This window comes from Flexivirga sp. YIM B11880, from assembly GCF_058148645.1.
This window is the reverse complement of sequence record NZ_JBMAMH010000004.1, coordinates 75,759-91,891: the sequence shown is the minus strand read 5'-3', so window position 1 is coordinate 91,891 and position 16,133 is coordinate 75,759. Positions and strand designations below refer to the sequence as shown.

General features: G+C 68.6%; 17 protein-coding genes and 1 pseudogene. 10 read left to right on the top strand and 8 right to left on the bottom strand.

Features of this window, described 5'->3' with window-relative positions; translation table 11 throughout:
- Positions 1-25 precede the first annotated feature (25 nt).
- Positions 26-1,183 carry an o-succinylbenzoate--CoA ligase gene (menE, locus tag ACN8HC_RS08000; protein ID WP_490074300.1) on the bottom strand — a complete coding sequence of 386 codons (1,158 nt, stop codon included), beginning with the start codon at positions 1,181-1,183 and terminating at the stop codon, positions 26-28.
- Positions 1,184-1,312: 129 nt separating this feature from the next.
- Here menE and ACN8HC_RS07995 point away from each other — a divergent pair, with 129 nt between their 5' ends.
- Complete coding sequence (locus ACN8HC_RS07995) at positions 1,313-2,137, top strand: inositol monophosphatase family protein (protein ID WP_490074299.1); 825 nt, start codon at positions 1,313-1,315, stop codon at positions 2,135-2,137.
- Positions 2,138-2,175: 38 nt separating this feature from the next.
- Here the strand turns inward: ACN8HC_RS07995 and ACN8HC_RS07990 are convergent.
- Both ACN8HC_RS07990 and ACN8HC_RS07985 read right to left on the bottom strand, forming a co-directional pair.
- A pseudogene (locus tag ACN8HC_RS07990) lies at positions 2,176-2,523 on the bottom strand (cytidine deaminase); the annotation flags it as partial.
- A gap of 128 nt (positions 2,524-2,651) precedes the next feature.
- Positions 2,652-3,647: an o-succinylbenzoate synthase gene (locus ACN8HC_RS07985; RefSeq protein WP_490074298.1), complete on the bottom strand. Its 996-nt coding sequence runs from the start codon at positions 3,645-3,647 to the stop codon at positions 2,652-2,654.
- A gap of 31 nt (positions 3,648-3,678) precedes the next feature.
- On the opposite strand from ACN8HC_RS07985, the gene ACN8HC_RS07980 reads away from it, so the two are divergent.
- On the top strand, positions 3,679-4,602 hold the full coding sequence (locus tag ACN8HC_RS07980) for a 1,4-dihydroxy-2-naphthoyl-CoA synthase (protein ID WP_490074297.1): 924 nt from the start codon (positions 3,679-3,681) through the stop codon (positions 4,600-4,602).
- Positions 4,603-4,723: 121 nt separating this feature from the next.
- On the opposite strand, the gene ACN8HC_RS07975 is transcribed toward ACN8HC_RS07980, so the two are convergent.
- The gene (locus ACN8HC_RS07975; RefSeq protein ID WP_490074296.1) at positions 4,724-5,167 is read right to left on the bottom strand and encodes a MarR family winged helix-turn-helix transcriptional regulator; all 444 of its coding nucleotides are present in this window, start codon (positions 5,165-5,167) and stop codon (positions 4,724-4,726) included.
- 84 nt (positions 5,168-5,251) lie between these two features.
- Here ACN8HC_RS07975 and ACN8HC_RS07970 point away from each other — a divergent pair, with 84 nt between their 5' ends.
- The 5 genes from ACN8HC_RS07970 to ACN8HC_RS07950 all read left to right on the top strand — a co-directional run bounded on the left by ACN8HC_RS07970 (position 5,252) and on the right by ACN8HC_RS07950 (position 9,765).
- The gene (locus ACN8HC_RS07970) at positions 5,252-7,129 is read left to right on the top strand and encodes an ABC transporter ATP-binding protein (RefSeq protein ID WP_490074295.1); all 1,878 of its coding nucleotides are present in this window, start codon (positions 5,252-5,254) and stop codon (positions 7,127-7,129) included.
- A gap of 70 nt (positions 7,130-7,199) precedes the next feature.
- Positions 7,200-7,814, top strand: coding sequence for a hypothetical protein (locus ACN8HC_RS07965; RefSeq protein ID WP_490074294.1), 615 nt, complete (start codon positions 7,200-7,202; stop codon positions 7,812-7,814).
- A gap of 36 nt (positions 7,815-7,850) precedes the next feature.
- Positions 7,851-8,471 (top strand): HAD family hydrolase, encoded by a 621-nt coding sequence (locus ACN8HC_RS07960; protein ID WP_490074293.1) that lies wholly within the window; start codon positions 7,851-7,853, stop codon positions 8,469-8,471.
- A 138-nt stretch (positions 8,472-8,609) separates the two neighbouring features.
- Positions 8,610-8,993, top strand: coding sequence for a cold-shock protein (locus ACN8HC_RS07955; RefSeq protein ID WP_490074292.1), 384 nt, complete (start codon positions 8,610-8,612; stop codon positions 8,991-8,993).
- 1 nt (position 8,994) lies between these two features.
- Positions 8,995-9,765 carry a DUF3027 domain-containing protein gene (locus ACN8HC_RS07950; RefSeq protein ID WP_490074291.1) on the top strand — a complete coding sequence of 257 codons (771 nt, stop codon included), beginning with the start codon at positions 8,995-8,997 and terminating at the stop codon, positions 9,763-9,765.
- A 132-nt stretch (positions 9,766-9,897) separates the two neighbouring features.
- On the opposite strand, the gene zwf is transcribed toward ACN8HC_RS07950, so the two are convergent.
- The gene (zwf, locus tag ACN8HC_RS07945; protein WP_490074290.1) at positions 9,898-11,337 is read right to left on the bottom strand and encodes a glucose-6-phosphate dehydrogenase; all 1,440 of its coding nucleotides are present in this window, start codon (positions 11,335-11,337) and stop codon (positions 9,898-9,900) included.
- A 42-nt stretch (positions 11,338-11,379) separates the two neighbouring features.
- A complete protein-coding gene (locus tag ACN8HC_RS07940) occupies positions 11,380-11,634 on the bottom strand; it encodes a DUF2530 domain-containing protein (RefSeq protein WP_490074289.1) in 255 nt (84 codons plus the stop codon).
- Between the two features lie 50 nt (positions 11,635-11,684).
- Between ACN8HC_RS07940 and ACN8HC_RS07935 the strand changes: the two genes are divergently transcribed.
- Genes ACN8HC_RS07935 through ACN8HC_RS07925 form a run of 3 tightly spaced genes read left to right on the top strand, consistent with a single transcriptional unit; the run spans position 11,685 to position 13,803 of the window.
- Complete coding sequence (locus ACN8HC_RS07935; RefSeq protein ID WP_490074288.1) at positions 11,685-13,154, top strand: NCS2 family permease; 1,470 nt, start codon at positions 11,685-11,687, stop codon at positions 13,152-13,154.
- A 26-nt stretch (positions 13,155-13,180) separates the two neighbouring features.
- Complete coding sequence (locus tag ACN8HC_RS07930; protein ID WP_490074287.1) at positions 13,181-13,399, top strand: ribbon-helix-helix domain-containing protein; 219 nt, start codon at positions 13,181-13,183, stop codon at positions 13,397-13,399.
- The gene (locus tag ACN8HC_RS07925) at positions 13,396-13,803 is read left to right on the top strand and encodes a PIN domain-containing protein (RefSeq protein ID WP_490074286.1); all 408 of its coding nucleotides are present in this window, start codon (positions 13,396-13,398) and stop codon (positions 13,801-13,803) included. Before ACN8HC_RS07930 ends, ACN8HC_RS07925 begins: the two co-directional genes overlap by 4 nt.
- Before the next feature lie 7 nt (positions 13,804-13,810).
- On the opposite strand, the gene ACN8HC_RS07920 is transcribed toward ACN8HC_RS07925, so the two are convergent.
- Positions 13,811-15,457: a DNA repair helicase XPB gene (locus ACN8HC_RS07920; RefSeq protein WP_490074285.1), complete on the bottom strand. Its 1,647-nt coding sequence runs from the start codon at positions 15,455-15,457 to the stop codon at positions 13,811-13,813.
- A gap of 75 nt (positions 15,458-15,532) precedes the next feature.
- Positions 15,533-16,072, bottom strand: coding sequence for a YbaK/EbsC family protein (locus tag ACN8HC_RS07915; RefSeq protein WP_490074284.1), 540 nt, complete (start codon positions 16,070-16,072; stop codon positions 15,533-15,535).
- Between the last annotated feature and the right edge of the window lie 61 nt (positions 16,073-16,133).

The window sequence follows — 16,133 nt, the reverse complement described above, 5'->3', positions numbered from 1 at the left end:
CACTTTCGAGGAGGTGGAACGGCCGTCAGTCGGCCACGGGCGGAGCAGCCAAAGTCTGCCATCCGCACCGCACAGCCAGCGCCGCACGGTCGGGCTTGCCCGGCCCGCGCAACGGCAGCTCGTCGACCATCAGCAGCCGGCGGGGGAGAGCGTATGACGGCAGCCGGCCGCGCAGTTCTTCCCGGATCTCATGCAGGTCCAGGTCTTTCCGGGCACGAATGGCGAGCGCGACCGCCTGCCCCCACTCCTCGTCGGGCAGCGCCAGCGCGACCGCCTCGAGCACATCGGGGTGCTGGAGGACAGCTGTCTCGACGATGCGCGGCGCCACCTTGATCCCGCCGGTGGTGATCAGGTCGTCGATCCGGCCCAGCACGTGCAATCGGCCGTCGCGCCATTCACCGATGTCGTCGGTCCGGAAGGTTCGTGTGCCGTCCTCGCGCTGGCCGAACGTCAGCGCCGTCAGCTCCGGCTGTCCGAGATAACCGGCGGCAATGGTATTGCCGGCCAACGTGATCCGGCCGTCCTCCGCCAGCCCGACGGTGGTGCCGCTGAGCGGGACGCCGCTGTAGACGCAGCCCCCGGCGGTCTCGCTGGAGCCGTAGGTCGTGAGCACGGTGGCGCCGATGCGCTCCGCGTCCTCGAGCATGCCGGGGTCGGCGGCGGCGCCGCCGAGCAGGATGCCGTCGAAGCCCGCGACGGCCGCGCGGGCTTCGTCGCTCGCGTCGAGCAGCCGGTGCAGCTGGGTGGGAACCAGGGCCGTGTAGCGCCGCGCGTGGCTGAGTTGGTTTGCACCGGCGATGAATTCGCGCACACCGAAGCGCTGCAGGACCACCGGTGTCGTGCCCGCCCGCACGCTGCGAATGAGCACCTGCGTGCCGGCGATGTGCTGTGCGGGCATCGGCAGCAGCCACTGGCCGGGGCCGCCCAGCCGCTCGTGCGTGGCATCCGCGCTGGCGGCGAGTGCGCCGGCGGTGAGCATCGCGCGCTTCGGGGTGCCGGTGGATCCGGAGGTGCCGACCACGAGTGCGAGATCGTCCGGTCGGCGCGCGTCGGGGTCGAATGCCGGCGGGACGTCGCCGGCATACGGTGCGAGTGCCGGGCCGCCGTCGAGCGCCGCCGCCAGGGCGTCGCGGTAGTCGGTGACATCGTCGGCGCGCACGTGGAACGGTTGCAGGTCAGCCACTCACCCAGGGTAGGCAGGCATGCCGCGCTTTCGTCGTGCGGCCGGGGGGCCGCGCCGTGACCGTCCGCCGTGACCGCCCGCGCGCGACCTGCGTGGGGGAGCGGGCCGCGGACCCGGCATAGTGGCGGTGTGCAGACTGACGAGGTCCTGAACCTGCTGCAAGAAGTGGCCGAGGCGGTGATCGAGCCGCGTTTCCGCGCACTCGCCGACGGTGAGGTGATGGAGAAGAAGCCGGGAGATCTGGTCACCGTTGCCGACCGGGAGGCCGAGGTCGAGATCACCAAGGCGCTGACGGTCGCCTACCCGGACGCGCTGATGGTGGGCGAGGAGGCGATTTCGGCCGACTGGTCGAGGCTGGACGCGGTCGCCGGCGCCGACCACTGGTTCACCATCGACCCGGTCGACGGCACCCGCAACTTCGTGCACGGGTCGGCGGACTACGCGGTGATGGTCGCCGAGGTGCGCGGCCGCGAGGTCGTGCGCGGCTGGATCTGGCAGCCGGAGCACAAGCTGGGGTATGTCGCCGAGCGCGGGGCCGGGGCGTGGTGCGGTGAGCGGCAACTCCAGGTGCCCGAGCGCGACGACGCGGATCCGCGAGGGCGAACCTCCCGCCGGTCGCTGATCGGCACGTCCGTCGGCGGACTTGCGCCGCTGGAACTGACCTGGGTGAGCTGCGGCATCGACTACCCGAAACTGGCCGAAAACGCTTGCGATTACTTGCTGTACAACGGTGCGCTGCCCTGGGACCACGCGGCCGGTTCACTGCTGGTCGCCGAGGCGGGTGGTGTGACGACGTATGACGACGGCGCGCCGTACGACCCCACGACGACCCGGTCACCACTGGTCGTCGCGGGCAGCGCGGGAGTCTCGCGAACCGTGCTGAGTGCGCTGGGCGGCGGCGCTGAGCCGAGCCAGCCCGGATCGACGTCGCCCGGGAACGCGGTCATCCAGTAGTCGGGCAGCACGTCTTTCAAGGGTTTCCAGACGATTTCGGTCGCGTCACCCGGTTTCGCGACGGCCACCAGCACCCGCGGTCCATGGACGGCGAGACGCTCTCGGCATACACCACAGGGGCTGAGCACGATGGTGCGGCCGCCGGGCTCGCGGTGCAGGCAGATCGACGCGACGACCGCCTGCCCGAGCCGGAACGCGCCGCAGTAGGGCTCGATCTCGTGGCATACCTCCACCGACGGGTTGACCGCGTCGGGTGCGGTGCCGGTGAGGATCGTGCCGTCTGCGAGCAGCATCGCCGCTGCGCCGCGGTGCTCGTCGTCCGGGAAGCGGGTGTTGATCAGTTCCGTGCAGGCAGCCGCGGTTTCGGCGAGTCTTGGATGGTCCACGACGCTCAGCGTAGGCACGACCCCGGTCACGCGCCGCTGATTTTCTCTGTTATGTAATTCTCGAAGCGACTCTGACGGTCCGTTTCACGATTGACGGTCCAATTAGGCGTCAATCCTGAACCAGGCCGTCAGAGTTGGGCGAGTTGTGCGTGACATGCGGTGACGCGATCGCGCCACCATGCCTCTCGTTCGGCGGGCGCGCGGTACTCCTCGAGCAGCTCTGATGCGGGTTCGGGTCGTCGTATGGCGATCGAACCGGCCTGCGGGACCAGCGGATCCGCGACGACATCGCCGGCCATCAGCTCCAGGGTGGCCAGGCCGCAGGCGAAGGGCAGCTCCGGCAGCGCTGCGGCGAGTGCCACGCCGGCCGCAATGCCGACCGATGAGTCGATGGCGCTGGAAACGACTGTCGGCAGACCCGATTCGGTTGCTACTCGCAGCGCCGCGGAAACCCCGCCGAGCGGGGCGACCTTGACGACGGCCACGTCCGCGGCGCCGAGGCGGGCGACACGCAGCGGGTCCTCTGCCTTCCGGATGGATTCGTCGGCAGCGATGAGCACGTCGACCGCGTTGCGGGCCAGGACCTTCCGCAGCTCGATGAGTTCCTCGACGGTCGCGCAGGGTTGCTCGACGTACTCCAGCCCGTATGGCGCGAGCGCCCCGATCGCGCCCAGGGCATCGTCGACGGACCAGCCGCCGTTGGCGTCGATGCGCACCCTGGCGTCTGCGCCCATGACGTCCCGCACCGCAGCGACCCGGTCCACGTCGTCCCTGAGCGACTGACCGCGCTCGGCCACCTTCACCTTCGCGGTCGTACAACCGTCGTACCGACCCAGCACCGAGCCGACCTCGGACGCGGCGACGGCGGGCACGGTGGCGTTGACCGGCACCGAGGCGCGCACCGGTGCCGGCCACGTGCCCCACCCGGCGTCGATCGCGGCACCGAGCCAACGAGCCGCCTCGGGGGCGGCATACTCCAGGAACGGTGAGAACTCACCCCAGCCGGATGGCCCTGCCAAGACGGCGATTTCGCGGTGCATCACCCCGCGGAAACGCACCCGCATCGGGATGCTGACGACGTGCATGGACTCGAGGAGCTCGGTGAGAGGTGGTGTGGCGGTCACGGCATACGACCGTAGCCATAGAGTCGGGGTCGTGATCAGCGAGATCTTCGACGAGAGCGCCTGGAAGGCCGTGCCCGGGTTCGACTTCACCGACATCACCTACCACCGGTGCGTGCGGCCGGGTCCCGAGAAGGGCACGGTGCGGATCGCGTTCGACCGGCCGGAGGTGCGGAATGCGTTCCGGCCGCACACCGTCGACGAGCTCTACCGGGCACTCGACCACGCGCGGATGACGCCGGACGTCGGGGTCGTCCTGCTCACCGGCAACGGACCGAGCGCCAAGGACGGCGGGTGGGCGTTCTGCTCCGGGGGTGACCAGCGGATCCGCGGCCGGTCGGGCTATCAGTACGCCGAGGGTGAGACCGCCGATACCGTCGACGAGGCGCGGGTGAAGGCGCAGGGCGGTCGGTTGCACATCCTGGAGGTGCAACGGCTGATCCGTACGATGCCGAAAGTCGTTGTGGCAGTGGTGAACGGCTGGGCGGCCGGCGGCGGCCACAGCCTCCACGTGGTGTGTGACCTGACGATCGCCTCGCGCGAGCACGCCCGCTTCAAGCAGACCGACGCCGACGTCGGGTCGTTCGACGCGGGCTACGGCTCGGCATACCTCGCCAAGCAGGTGGGGCAGAAGTTCGCGCGGGAGATCTTCTTCCTCGGGCGTTCGTATGACGCCGAGACGATGCAACGCATGGGGGCCGTGAACATCGTGGCCGAGCACGCCTCGCTCGAGGACGAGGCGCTGCAGGTGGCGGCCGAGATCAACGGCAAGAGCCCGACGGCGCAGCGGATGCTGAAGTTCGCGTTCAACCTGACCGACGACGGGCTGATGGGGCAGCAGGTGTTCGCCGGCGAGGCGACCCGGCTGGCGTACATGACCGACGAAGCGGTCGAGGGCCGTGATTCGTTCCTCGAGAAGCGCGACCCCGACTGGTCGCCCTTCCCCTGGTACTTCTGAGCAGCGAGCCGTCACACGGGCTCAGATTGACCGGCATACCGGAGCATCGAGCGGCACACCGAATTCGCCGGATTCGGTATGCCGGTCAATGCAGGGACCTGCCGGTCGATCGAGGGGCGGCTCAGCGTCGCTGGTGCGGGGCGAGCGCGTCCTGGAGCAACTGAGCCAGGGATTCCTGCTGTGCCGAGGTCAGGTGACCGAAGAACTCGTCACCGCGCCGGGCGCGGGCGCGCTCGATTCGCTTGCGGACAGCTCGTCCTTCACCGGTCAGGCTGATCGTCACGGCCCGGCGGTCGGTCGGATCCGGCACTCGTTGCACCAGCCCGAGCGCCTGGAGGTCGTCGACGACCTCGGTCGCGGAGCGGGGTGCGATGTCCAGCCGGGCCGCGATGTCGCCGAGTCGCGGGGGGCTGTCGCCATACCGGCTGATCACGCCCAGGGCACGTGCCTGACTCGGCGTCAGTCCGAACGGCTCCAACTCCTCCCGGTTGACGCGGCGCAACGCCCGTGCCGTGCGCATCACGAGCTGGCTGAGCGACGGGTCGTCCTCGGGTTGCGCTGACATGCGGGAATTGTATGGCGCCCCCAGTGGTTACACCAATGTGAGGTAGCCTCACGAATACGTCGACCGAAAGGCAGGTGCTGCCCTGTGACAGCTCTCACCACACTTCCCGGCACCCGGCCTCCGGGCGCTGATCCCGGCGGACCGCCGCCGAGTGTCCGCGCCAGCCGGAAGAAGGATCCGGCCGATATCGCGCAACTGGAGGAGCATCCGGTGGCCCTACGCCGCGTCGGCGCGCTCTTCAGCCCGCACCGCACACCGCTGGCGATCGTCACGGCGATCATCGTGCTCAGCTCGCTGGTCGGGCTCATCACACCGTTCCTCACCAAGCACCTCATCGACGACGCGATCCCGCAGCAGAACGTTCATCTACTGCTCCTGCTCGTCGGCGGCATGCTCGCCGTCACGGTCGTCACCCAGGCACTCGGCGTCATCCAGACCTGGCTGTCGACGAAGATCGGCCAGCAGGTCATGCACGGACTCCGCACCGACCTCTTCACCCATCTGCAGCGCCTGCCACTCGCCTTCTTCACCCGCACCCGAGGCGGGGAGGTGCAATCCCGAATCACCAATGACATCAACGCGATGCAGGACGTCGTCACCAATTCGGCCACCTCGATCGCCACCAATGTCACCACCGCGGTGGGGACCGCGGTCGCGATGGTCGTGCTCTCCTGGCGTCTGTCGCTGCTCAGTCTGCTGGTGTTGCCGCCCGCGATCTGGCTCACCCGCCGCGTCGCTCGGCTGCGCCGCACGATCCAGTCCCGCGCCCAGCGCGCACTCGCCGACCTGCAGACCCAGATCGAGGAGTCGCTCTCGGTCAGTGGTGTCCTGCTCGCCAAGACGGTCGGCTCCGGCCCGAAGCTCTCGGCACGGTTCCGCGAGACGTCCTCCGAGCTCACCGAATTGGAGCTGCAGTCGCAAATGGCCGGTCGCTGGCGGATGGGCACCATGGCGATCGTCTTCGCCGCCATACCCGCCCTGATCTACCTCGCGGCCGGGCTTCCCGCTACCAGTGGCGGTATGACGATCGGCACGCTCGTCGCTTTCACCACGCTGCAGGCTGCCCTCTTCCGGCCCATGCTCGGCGTGCTCAACGTCGGTGCCGAGGTCGTCACGTCCATGGCGCTCTTCAGCCGGGTCTTCGAATTCCTCGATGTACCAGTCACGATCGACGATCCTGAGCAGCCGGTGTCCGTCGATGCGCGGACCGCTCGCGGCGACGTCACGCTGACCGACGTCACGTTCCGATATGACGGGGCCGATCGCGACGCGCTCAGCCACATCGATCTCGAGCTTCCCGCCGGACGCCGCGTCGCCCTCGTCGGTGCGACCGGATCCGGCAAGTCGACGCTCGCCGGCCTGGTCTCGCGATTGCACGATCCGACCACCGGATCCGTGGCCATCGACGGCGTCGACCTGCGCGATCTGACGCTGCGGAACGTCGCCGACCTGGTCGGTGTGGTCTCCCAGGAGACCTACCTGCTGCACACCACCATCCGCGAGAACCTTCGCTATGCAAGGCCGGACGCCACCGACGCGCAGATCGAGGCCGCCGCCCGCGCCGCGCAGGTGCACGACCAGATCGAGGCCCTGCCCGATGGCTATGACACGCTGGTCGGCGCTCGCGGCCACCGCTTCTCCGGTGGGGAGAAGCAGCGGATCGCCTTGGCTCGCACCATTCTTCGTGACCCGCGTGTCCTCGTGCTCGACGAGGCGACCAGCGCACTGGACAACACCACCGAGCGCGCGGTCCAGCTCGCCCTCGACGAGGTCAGCCGCGGCCGGACCACCTTGACCATCGCGCACCGGCTGTCCACGGTGCAGGACTGCGATGTGATCGTCGTGCTCGACCACGGCCGCATCGTCGAGCGCGGCACCCACGAGCGGCTGCTGGGCGCGGACGGCCGTTACGCGCAGCTGTGGAACGCTCAGGGCGCCGGCGTCGTCAGCCTGGTGAACTGATCGGCTGGACGCGATCGGCGCCCACATGGTCTGCTGACCGGGCCGTGCGCCCAACCAGGGAGGACCCACCATGAACCTGCCCAAGCGCCGAGGACTCGCGCTGACCATCATCGGCGCCGTCCTGATGCTCGTCCTCGCTCCGGCAGCGGCTGGCATCGGCATCTGGCAAGGCGTGTCCAAGGGCATGAGCGCCGTCGACGACCAGCCCTGGATCGCCGCGAACAGCACCGTCCACGTCACCGGTCACGGCAGCCAGACGATCCTCGTCGAAGGCACCTACGAGAACACCGAGCCGTTGCCCGTCTGCCGGGTGACCGGGCCGGACGGGCGGCGAATCCCGGTGGTGCAGGGCTCCGGCCGACTCACCATGGACTGGGGCGGCACCGCCCTCACCCGTGTCGGGACGTTCCCGACCCAGGGCGGGGGCGACTACACGGTCGACTGCGCCGGCCTGCGGGCCAAGGTGCTCGACTCCGGGATCGCAGACGACATCGCCTCGCGCGTGCTGATCCCGCTCGGCATCGGCGTCGGCGTCGCCGCGCTGGCCTTCCTGATCGGGGTGATCCTGTTGATCGTCGGCATCGTCAAACTGGTCAACTCCGGCAAGGAACGCAACCAGGCCCGCATTGCCGCGGCCGGCTATCCCGGCCCGTATGGCGGTGGCCCGTCGCCATACGGCCGTTGACCCGTCACTGGAGGGCGGCGGCTATCGTTACGGCCCGTGTATGACGCAAGGCGCCTCGTCGTCGGCTTCGACCTGGACATGACGCTGGTGGATTCCAGCCGGGGCATCGTCGCATGCATGCAGCGCGTCCTCGCCGCACGGGGCGTCACCGCCACCGAGGAGCAGCTCTGGCCGCTGATCGGTGCGCCACTGCTGGACAACCTGGCGCTCTTCCTGCCGACCGACCAGGTCGCAGACGCGGCCGACGACTACCGCGCCGACTACCTGGTGCGGGCCGTCGAAGTGACGGTGCCACTGCCCGGAGCGCTCGAACTGGTGCGCGCCATTCACGATGCCGGCGGCAGTGTGCTGGTGGTGAGTGCGAAGCACCCGACCGCGGTGCGCGCGACCCTGGATCATGTCGGGATCATGCCCGATGTGGTGGTGGGCGACCTGTTCGCGCACGACAAATCGGGGCCGTTGCGCGAGCACGGTGCCACCGCGTACGTCGGCGACCATGCGGGTGACATGCAGGCGGCGCACACGGCTGGGGTCACGGCGATCGGTGTCACGAGTGGGCCGGCGGACGCGGCGGCGCTCCGCACCGCCGGCGCGGACCTCGTCGTGGACGACCTCACCGAGCTGGTGCCACGGCTGCCCGAACTCGCCGGCCGCTGAGCCCTCGGTCGATCGCTGGAACGATTCGATGGATCCGCGGCTGACGGGTTAATCTTGCGGCGCGAGCACCCGCCGGGTCCTGACCCGCGCCGGCGCTCCCACGCACAACCTCCACGCAACGATCAAGTAGGTGTCACGGTGCCTTCCGGCAAGGTCAAGTTCTTCGACTCCGACAAGGGTTTCGGCTTCGTCTCCGGCGACGACGGCCAGGACGTCTTCCTGCCCGCGAGTGCGCTGCCCGCCGGCGTCACCACCGTCAAGAGCGGCACCCGCATCGACTACTCGGTCGCGGAGGGTCGTCGCGGCGCCCAGGCGCTGAGCGTCACCATCCGCGACGCGTCGCCATCGCTCGCCGCCCGGCATCGCAAGCCGGCCGACGACATGGCGGTCATCGTCGAGGACCTGATCAAGTTGCTGGACGACCTGGGCAACGGCCTGCGCCGCGGCCGCTACCCCGACAAGCGTCACGCGGCGAAGGTCGTCTCCGTGCTGCGCGCCGTCGCCGACGATCTCGAGGTCTGACATGCCCGTCACCACGAAGAAAGCGGCGAAGAAGGCCGCCAAGGTCAAGCCCGACAAGGTGCTCCTCGACGCCGTCGAGCTGGCGCGCGGAGCCGCGGTCGGCATCGCCGAGCCCGGCACGGTCGGCGAGCACGCCGGCGCCATCATGCTCGGCGACCGGCTCGCCATGCACTACTTCGAGTGCACCTCCCGTGGGTATGTCGGCTGGCACTGGGCCATTTCGGTCGCGCGTGCGCCGCGGCAGAAGTTCGCGACCGTGTGCGAGACCAATCTGCTGCCCACCGACGCGGCGGTGCTCGCTCCCGAGTGGCTGCCGTATGTCGACCGCCTCGCTCCCGGCGACATCGGCGCCGGTGACGAGCGTCCCTACGTTGCCGATGACCCGATGCTGGAGCAGGGTTTCGAGGCGACCGGCGAGGAGGACGTCGACCAGGTCGCGTTCTTCGAGCTCGGCCTCGGCCGGCCGCGAGTCCTCTCCGCGGAGGGCCGGGAGGCCGCCGCGCAGCGTTGGTATGACGGTGAGGGCGGCCCCTATTCGGAGGTGGCTCAGCAGGCCAAGGCGCATTGCGCGACCTGCGGCTTCTTCCTGCCGATGCCCGGCGTGCTGCGCCAGGTCTTCGGCGTGTGCGCCGGCGAGTGGTCGCCGTCCGACGGCCGCGTCGTGTCGCTCGACCACGGGTGTGGTGCACACAGCGAAACCCACGCCCCCGCAACGGCTCCCGAGACGGTCGACGCTCCGGTCCTGGACGAGCTGGCCCTCGACTTTTCCTGACCCCTCGGTCTCCCGGATAGGCCCATCGCGCGGTATGGCGCGCGCTCGGCATACCGGGAGCGAGAGGTGTTCTCAGCGCTGGGCCCATCGCGCGGTATGGCGCGTGTCTTGCGAGGAGCCGAAGCCAACGATTCAGCTCGGCTCGCGCCACTTCCGCTCGAAAGGCAGCCGCCACGCGTTGGGTGCGATGAGCTGGTGGATCTGGTTGGGCCCCCATGACCCGGGCGCGTACGGGCGCACGGGCGGCGGGTTGTCCAGCAGCGGCTGGCTGATCTCCCAGAGCCGTTCGATGCCGTCGGCCGTCGTGAAGAGCGTGTGATCGCCGCGGACGGCGTCGTAGATGAGGCGTTCGTAGGCCTCCAGCACCGAGCCCTTCCATTCGGTGTCCTGCACCGCGAACTGCATGGACGCCTTGTCCAGGCGGAAGCCGGGCCCCGGGTGTTTGCCATAGAACGACAACGAAACTCGCGCCTCGTCGGCCAGGTCGAAGGTCAGGTGGTCCGGGCCCTGCTGCCCGACCCCGGACCCGGCGGGAAACATCGACTTCGGCGGCTCGCGGAACGCGATGGAGATGATCCGCTGCCCCTCGGCCATCTTCTTCCCGGTGCGCAGATAGAACGGCACGCCGGCCCAGCGCCAGTTGTCGATCTGGCACTTGAGGGCGACGAACGTCTCGGTCTCCGACTCCCGGTCCACGCCGTTCTCGTCGCGGTAGCCCTGATATTGCCCGCGTACGACGGAGGACGGGTCCAGCGGCATCATCGACCGGAAGACCTTGTTCTTCTCCTCGGTGATCGACTCCGGATCCAGCGAGGTGGGCGGTTCCATCGCCGTGAACGCCAGCACCTGGAACAGGTGGGTGACCACCATGTCGCGGTAGGCACCGGTGCCTTCGTAGAAGCCGGCACGCATCTCCAGGCCGAGTGTCTCCGGCACGTCGATCTGGATGTGGTCGATGAAGTTCCGGTGCCAGATCGGCTCGAAGAGCCCGTTGGCGAAGCGGAATGCCAGGATGTTGAGCGCCGCTTCCTTCCCGAGGAAGTGGTCGATGCGGTAGACCTGCTCCTCGTCGAAGACCTGGTGGACGGCGGCGTTCAGCTTGACCGCGCTGGCCAGGTCGGTGCCGAAGGGCTTCTCCATGATGACGCGGGAGCCCTTGACGAGGTCAGCGGCCTCGAGCGTTTGTATGACGTCCAGCGCGGCCTTCGGCGGCACGCTGAGGTAGTGCAGCCGCTGGATCGGCGGCGCCATGTTGGCCTCCGCCTCGGTGACGACATTGCGCAGCGCGGCGGGACCCGCGGAGCCCGGCACATAGTAGAGCCGCCGGGCGAAGGCCTCCCAGACCTTGCCTTCCGCCGGATGCTTGCCGAACTCGTCGATCGCCTTCTTGGCGAACTCCACGAACTCCTCGCGGCTCATGTCCTCCAGGGAGGTGCCGATGACCCGAAGGTCGGCGAGCAGGTGGGTGTCGAAGAGATGGAACAGGCCCGGGAGGAGCTTGCGCCGCGAGAGATCTCCGGTGGCACCGAAGAGCACGAAGGTTGTCGAGTCCTGCATGGCGTCTGGCGTCATACCCCCACTCTGTACCCAGAGCAGGTGCTGAGGAAAGTCGAGTTATGCGGCGGCGGCGTTGCCGCGTCCGCGGCGGACGTAGACCCAGCCGATCGTGCCGCCGACGATGGCCGACACGCAGGTCCACGGCCACCAGTCGCGTCCGTCGCCGTGCAAGGCCGGTATGACGAGCGTCAGCACCAGCGCGATCACCCAGCACACGATGCCGATCTCGAGAACCCGCAGCACGTCGACCTTCACCGGCAGCAGGTCGTCGGCGCTCAACTCGGCGGACTCGTCGGGGCGCGAATCGTTCACGGAGATCAGCGTAGTCGTGCGCGGGCCGAGCGGGCGGTGGCCCTACGCTCATGCCCATGACGACACCCGCCGTTGCCCCGAACGCCGTCGATCGCTTCTTCCGGATCACCGAGCGGGGCTCCACCATCGCACGCGAGATTCGCGGTGGTTTCGTGACGTTCTTCGCGATGGCGTACATCATCGTGCTGAATCCGTTGATCATCGGCACTGTCCGCGACGACGGCGGCCGCGGACACGTGCTCGGCGGCGGCACAGACCCGCACCTGGCGAAGGTGGCCGCGGCCACGTCGCTGGTCGCCGGGATCATGACGATCCTGATGGGCGCGATCGCCAACTACCCGATGGCGATCGCAACAGGCTTGGGGCTCAACGCTTTTGTGACGTTCTCCATCGCCGCGTTACCCGGCATGACGTGGGCGGATGCGATGGGGCTGGTCGTCCTGGAGGGCATCGTGATGCTGGTGCTCGTGCTGTCCGGCTTTCGGGTCGCGGCGTTCAAGGCGTTGCCGCCACCGATGAAAACGGCGATCAGTGTGGGCATCGGCCTGTTCATCACCTTCGTCGCGTTCTTCGACTCCGGTTTCATCCGGGCCGGCGCCGGGACCCCGGTGCAGTTGGGGATCGACGGTCAACTGAACGGCTGGCCGCTGCTCGTTTTCTGCATCGGTCTCATCCTCGTCATCGGCCTCTACGTGCGAAAACTCAAGGGAGCCATACTGATCGCCATACTGGCGACGACGGTGCTCGCGATCATCGTGGAGTCCGTCGGCCACGAGGGCGCGCAGAGCAGAACGAATCCGACCGGCTGGGGCCTCAATGTCCCGAAGCTGCCGTCGCACTGGATCGCCGGCCCCGACTTCGGACTGGTCGGCCACATCAGCCTTTTCGGGTCGTTCGGCAAGATCAGCGTGATCACCGCGCTGCTGCTCATCTTCTCGCTGGTGCTGGCGGACTTCTTCGACACGATGGGCACCATGGTCGCCATCGGCAGCAAGGCCGACCTGCTCGACAAGACGGGCACGCCGGCCGACGCGCAGAAGATCCTGGTCGTCGACTCCCTGGCCGCGGCCGCCGGTGGCTTCGCCTCGGTCAGCTCCAACACCGGCTACATCGAGTCGTCCGCCGGCGTCAGCGAGGGTGCCCGCACCGGGTTCGCGGCGATCGTCACCGGCGTGCTGTTCCTGGTCTCGACGTTCCTGTCGCCGCTCGTCGAGGTCGTGCCCTACGAGGCCGCGACCCCGGCCCTGGTGCTGGTCGGCTTCCTGATGATGCAACAGGTCGGCGGGATCGACTGGCACGACTGGGACATCGCCATCCCGGCGTTCCTCACGATCGTGCTCATGCCGTTCGCCTACTCGATCACCGTCGGCATCGGCGCCGGCTGCATCGCGTTCGTCGTGGTGAAGATCGCCCGCGGCCGGATCGCTCAGGTGCCGCCGCTGATGTGGCTGATTGCCGGGCTGTTCGTCATCTACTTCGCGATCGCGCCGGTCCAGGACATCCTCACCACGCTGTTCTGAGTACCACCGGCGGTACCATATGTGTCATGACGACAAAGACGACGCTGTACCTGCCGGATGAACTCAAGAAGGTCATCCGCGCGGAGGCGGCTCGCCGTGGCACCTCCGAGGCCGAGGTAATCCGGACGACATTGTCCGAAGGCTTGTTCGACGCACGTCCCAGGCCGCACTCGGCGCTGTTCGCGAGCGCAGGAAACACCGCCCGCGAGGCAGATGAGCACCTTCGAGGATTCGGCGAGAGGTGATCGTCGATACCAGCGCCCTGCTGGCCTATTTCGACTCCAGCGAGCCGGACCACGCTGCCGTGGTCCGCGCGGTCGAAGCGGCAGACGCGCCACTGATCGTGTCTCCATACATCGTTGCCGAACTCGACTACCTCGTGGCGACTCGGATTGGCGTGCGTGAGGAAGTACTCGCACTTCGAGAGCTCTCGAGTGGTGCGTGGGAACTCGCCGCAATCGCGCCGTCTGAACTGTCGCGCATCGTTGAGATCGTCGAGATGTATGCCGATCTCGGCATCGGTGTGGCAGACGCGTCGAACGTGTTATTGGCCGATCGGTACCGGACCAAGAAGATCGCGACGCTCGATCATCGTCACTTCCGAGCGGTTCGGCCGTTGGCGGGCGGGCACTTCGAAGTACTGCCCTAGGCTGAAGTCAATCCGCCGCCCGTATGTCGCCCGCGTCGACGATCCGGTAGGCGTAGCCCTGCTCGGCGAGGAACCGCTGCCGGTGCGCGGCGAATTCGGCGTCCACCGTGTCGCGGGTGACCACGGTGTAGAAGTGCGCGGTGCGCCCGTCACCCTTTGGTCGGAGCACCCGGCCGAGCCGCTGCGCCTCCTCCTGCCGGGACCCGAACGTGCCGGACACCTGGATCGCGACGCTCGCCTCGGGCAGGTCGATCGAGAAGTTGGCCACCTTACTGACGACCAGCTTGTTGATCTCACCGTCCCGGAACTGCTGAAAGAGCTTCTGCCGCTGGGAAACTCGTGTCTCGCCGGTGATCAGATCGGCGCCGAGCCGCTCGGCCAGCGCCTCGAGCTGGTCGAGATACTGGCCGATCACGAGCGTCGGCTGGCCGTCGTGCTGCCGGACGAGTTCCTCGACGATCGACTCCTTCACCGGAGCACACGATGCGAACCGGTAGCGGTCGTCCGGTTCGGTGGTCGCGTAGACCATCCGGTCGCTGTCGGAGAGCGTGACGCGGACCTCGACGCAGTCGGCGGGTGCGATGTAGCCCTGCGACTCGATGTCCTTCCAGGGCGCGTCATACCGCTTGGGGCCGATGAGCGAGAAGACGTCCGACTCGCGGCCGTCCTCGCGCACCAGCGTCGCTGTCAGCCCGAGGCGGCGCCGCGCCTGCAGGTCGGCCGTCATCCGGAAGATCGGCGCGGGAAGGAGATGCACCTCGTCATACAGGATGAGGCCCCAGTCACGGGCGTCCAGCAGCTCCAGGTGCGGGAAGACGCCTTTGCGCTTGTGCGTGAGCACCTGGTAGGTGGCGATGGTGACCGGCCGGATCTCCTTGCGAGCGCCGGAGTATTCGCCGATCTCGTCCTCGGTGAGGGTGGTCCGCGCGAGCAGCTCGTCGCGCCACTGGCGAGCCGAGACGGTGTTGGTCACCAGGATGAGCGTGGTGGCCTTGGCCTCCGCCATCGCGCCCGCGCCGACGAGCGTTTTGCCTGCGCCGCAGGGGAGTACGACGACTCCGGACCCGCCGTGCCAGAAGCCGTCGACGGCCTGCTGCTGGTAAGGGCGCAGCGACCAGCCGTCCTCGCTGAGCGCGATCGGGTGCGCCTCGCCGTCGACGTACCCCGCGTCGTCCTCGGCGGGCCAGCCGACCTTGATCAGCTGCTGCTTGATGGCGCCCCGCTCCGACGGGTGCACGAGGACCCGGGAATCGTCGAGCCGTTCCCCGACCATCGGCGCGATCTTCTTGTGCCGCAAGACTTCTGCGAGGACCGCGGTGTCCGTCGTGGTGAGCACCAGCCGCCCGTCGTCGTCCTTGGTGAGCCGTAGGCGCCCATAGCGGTCCATGGTCTCGGCGATGTCGATGAGCAGTGGGTTGGGGACCGGGTAGCGGCTGTAGCGGATCAATGCGTCCACCACCTGCTCGGCGTCGTGGCCGGCGGCGCGGGCGTTCCACAGACCGAGCGGGGTCACCCGGTAGGTGTGCATGTGCTCCGGCGCGCGCTCCAGCTCGGCGAACGGTGCGATCGCGCGGCGTGCCTCCGTCGCCAAGGGGTGGTCGACCTCCAGCAGCACGGTCTTGTCGCTCTGGACGATCAGCGGTCCGTCGGTCACTCAGGTGTGTCCTTTCGAGAAAGTTGCCGATTAACCGTAACGACCGGGATCGGTCAGATCTTCCGGGTGGCCGGCTCAGCCGGCGAAGGTGCCGACGTGTGCGGTGGGGAGCGCGGCCAGCTCCGCCGGTGGCACCAGGCACTTGCTCCGGCGCAGACCGGAGCCGATCACGACCTCGGCGGGCGCCGCTGCGACCCGCTCGTCGACCAGCACCGACCAGTCCGGGGGCAGGCCGATCGGTGTGATGCCGCCGTACTCCATGCCGCTGAGCCGGACTGCGTCCTCCATCGGCGCGAACGAGCAGCGACGCACGTCGAGGAACTTGCGCACCGCCTTGTTGACGTCCGCCCGCGTGGTGGCGAGGACGAGGACCGCGGCATACCGGGTGAGCTCGCCACGGCGGCCGGCGACCACGACGCAGTTGGCCGACAACTCCGGTGCCACACCGTATGCCGCGCAGAACTCCGCGGTGTCCGCGAGCGTCGGGTCGATCGCGCTGACCTCCAGGCCGGGCGCCGACGCGAGCGCCGCCGCGACCGGTGCACCGAGCAACTCGATCCGTTCGGTGGCGGGGTGCCAGTCGAGGGTGCCGCGTCCGTCGGGTGTGTCAGCCATGCCGCCAGGCTAACGTCGGCAATCCGGTCGAAGACTCGATACATGAACTCGGTCCCCTGCT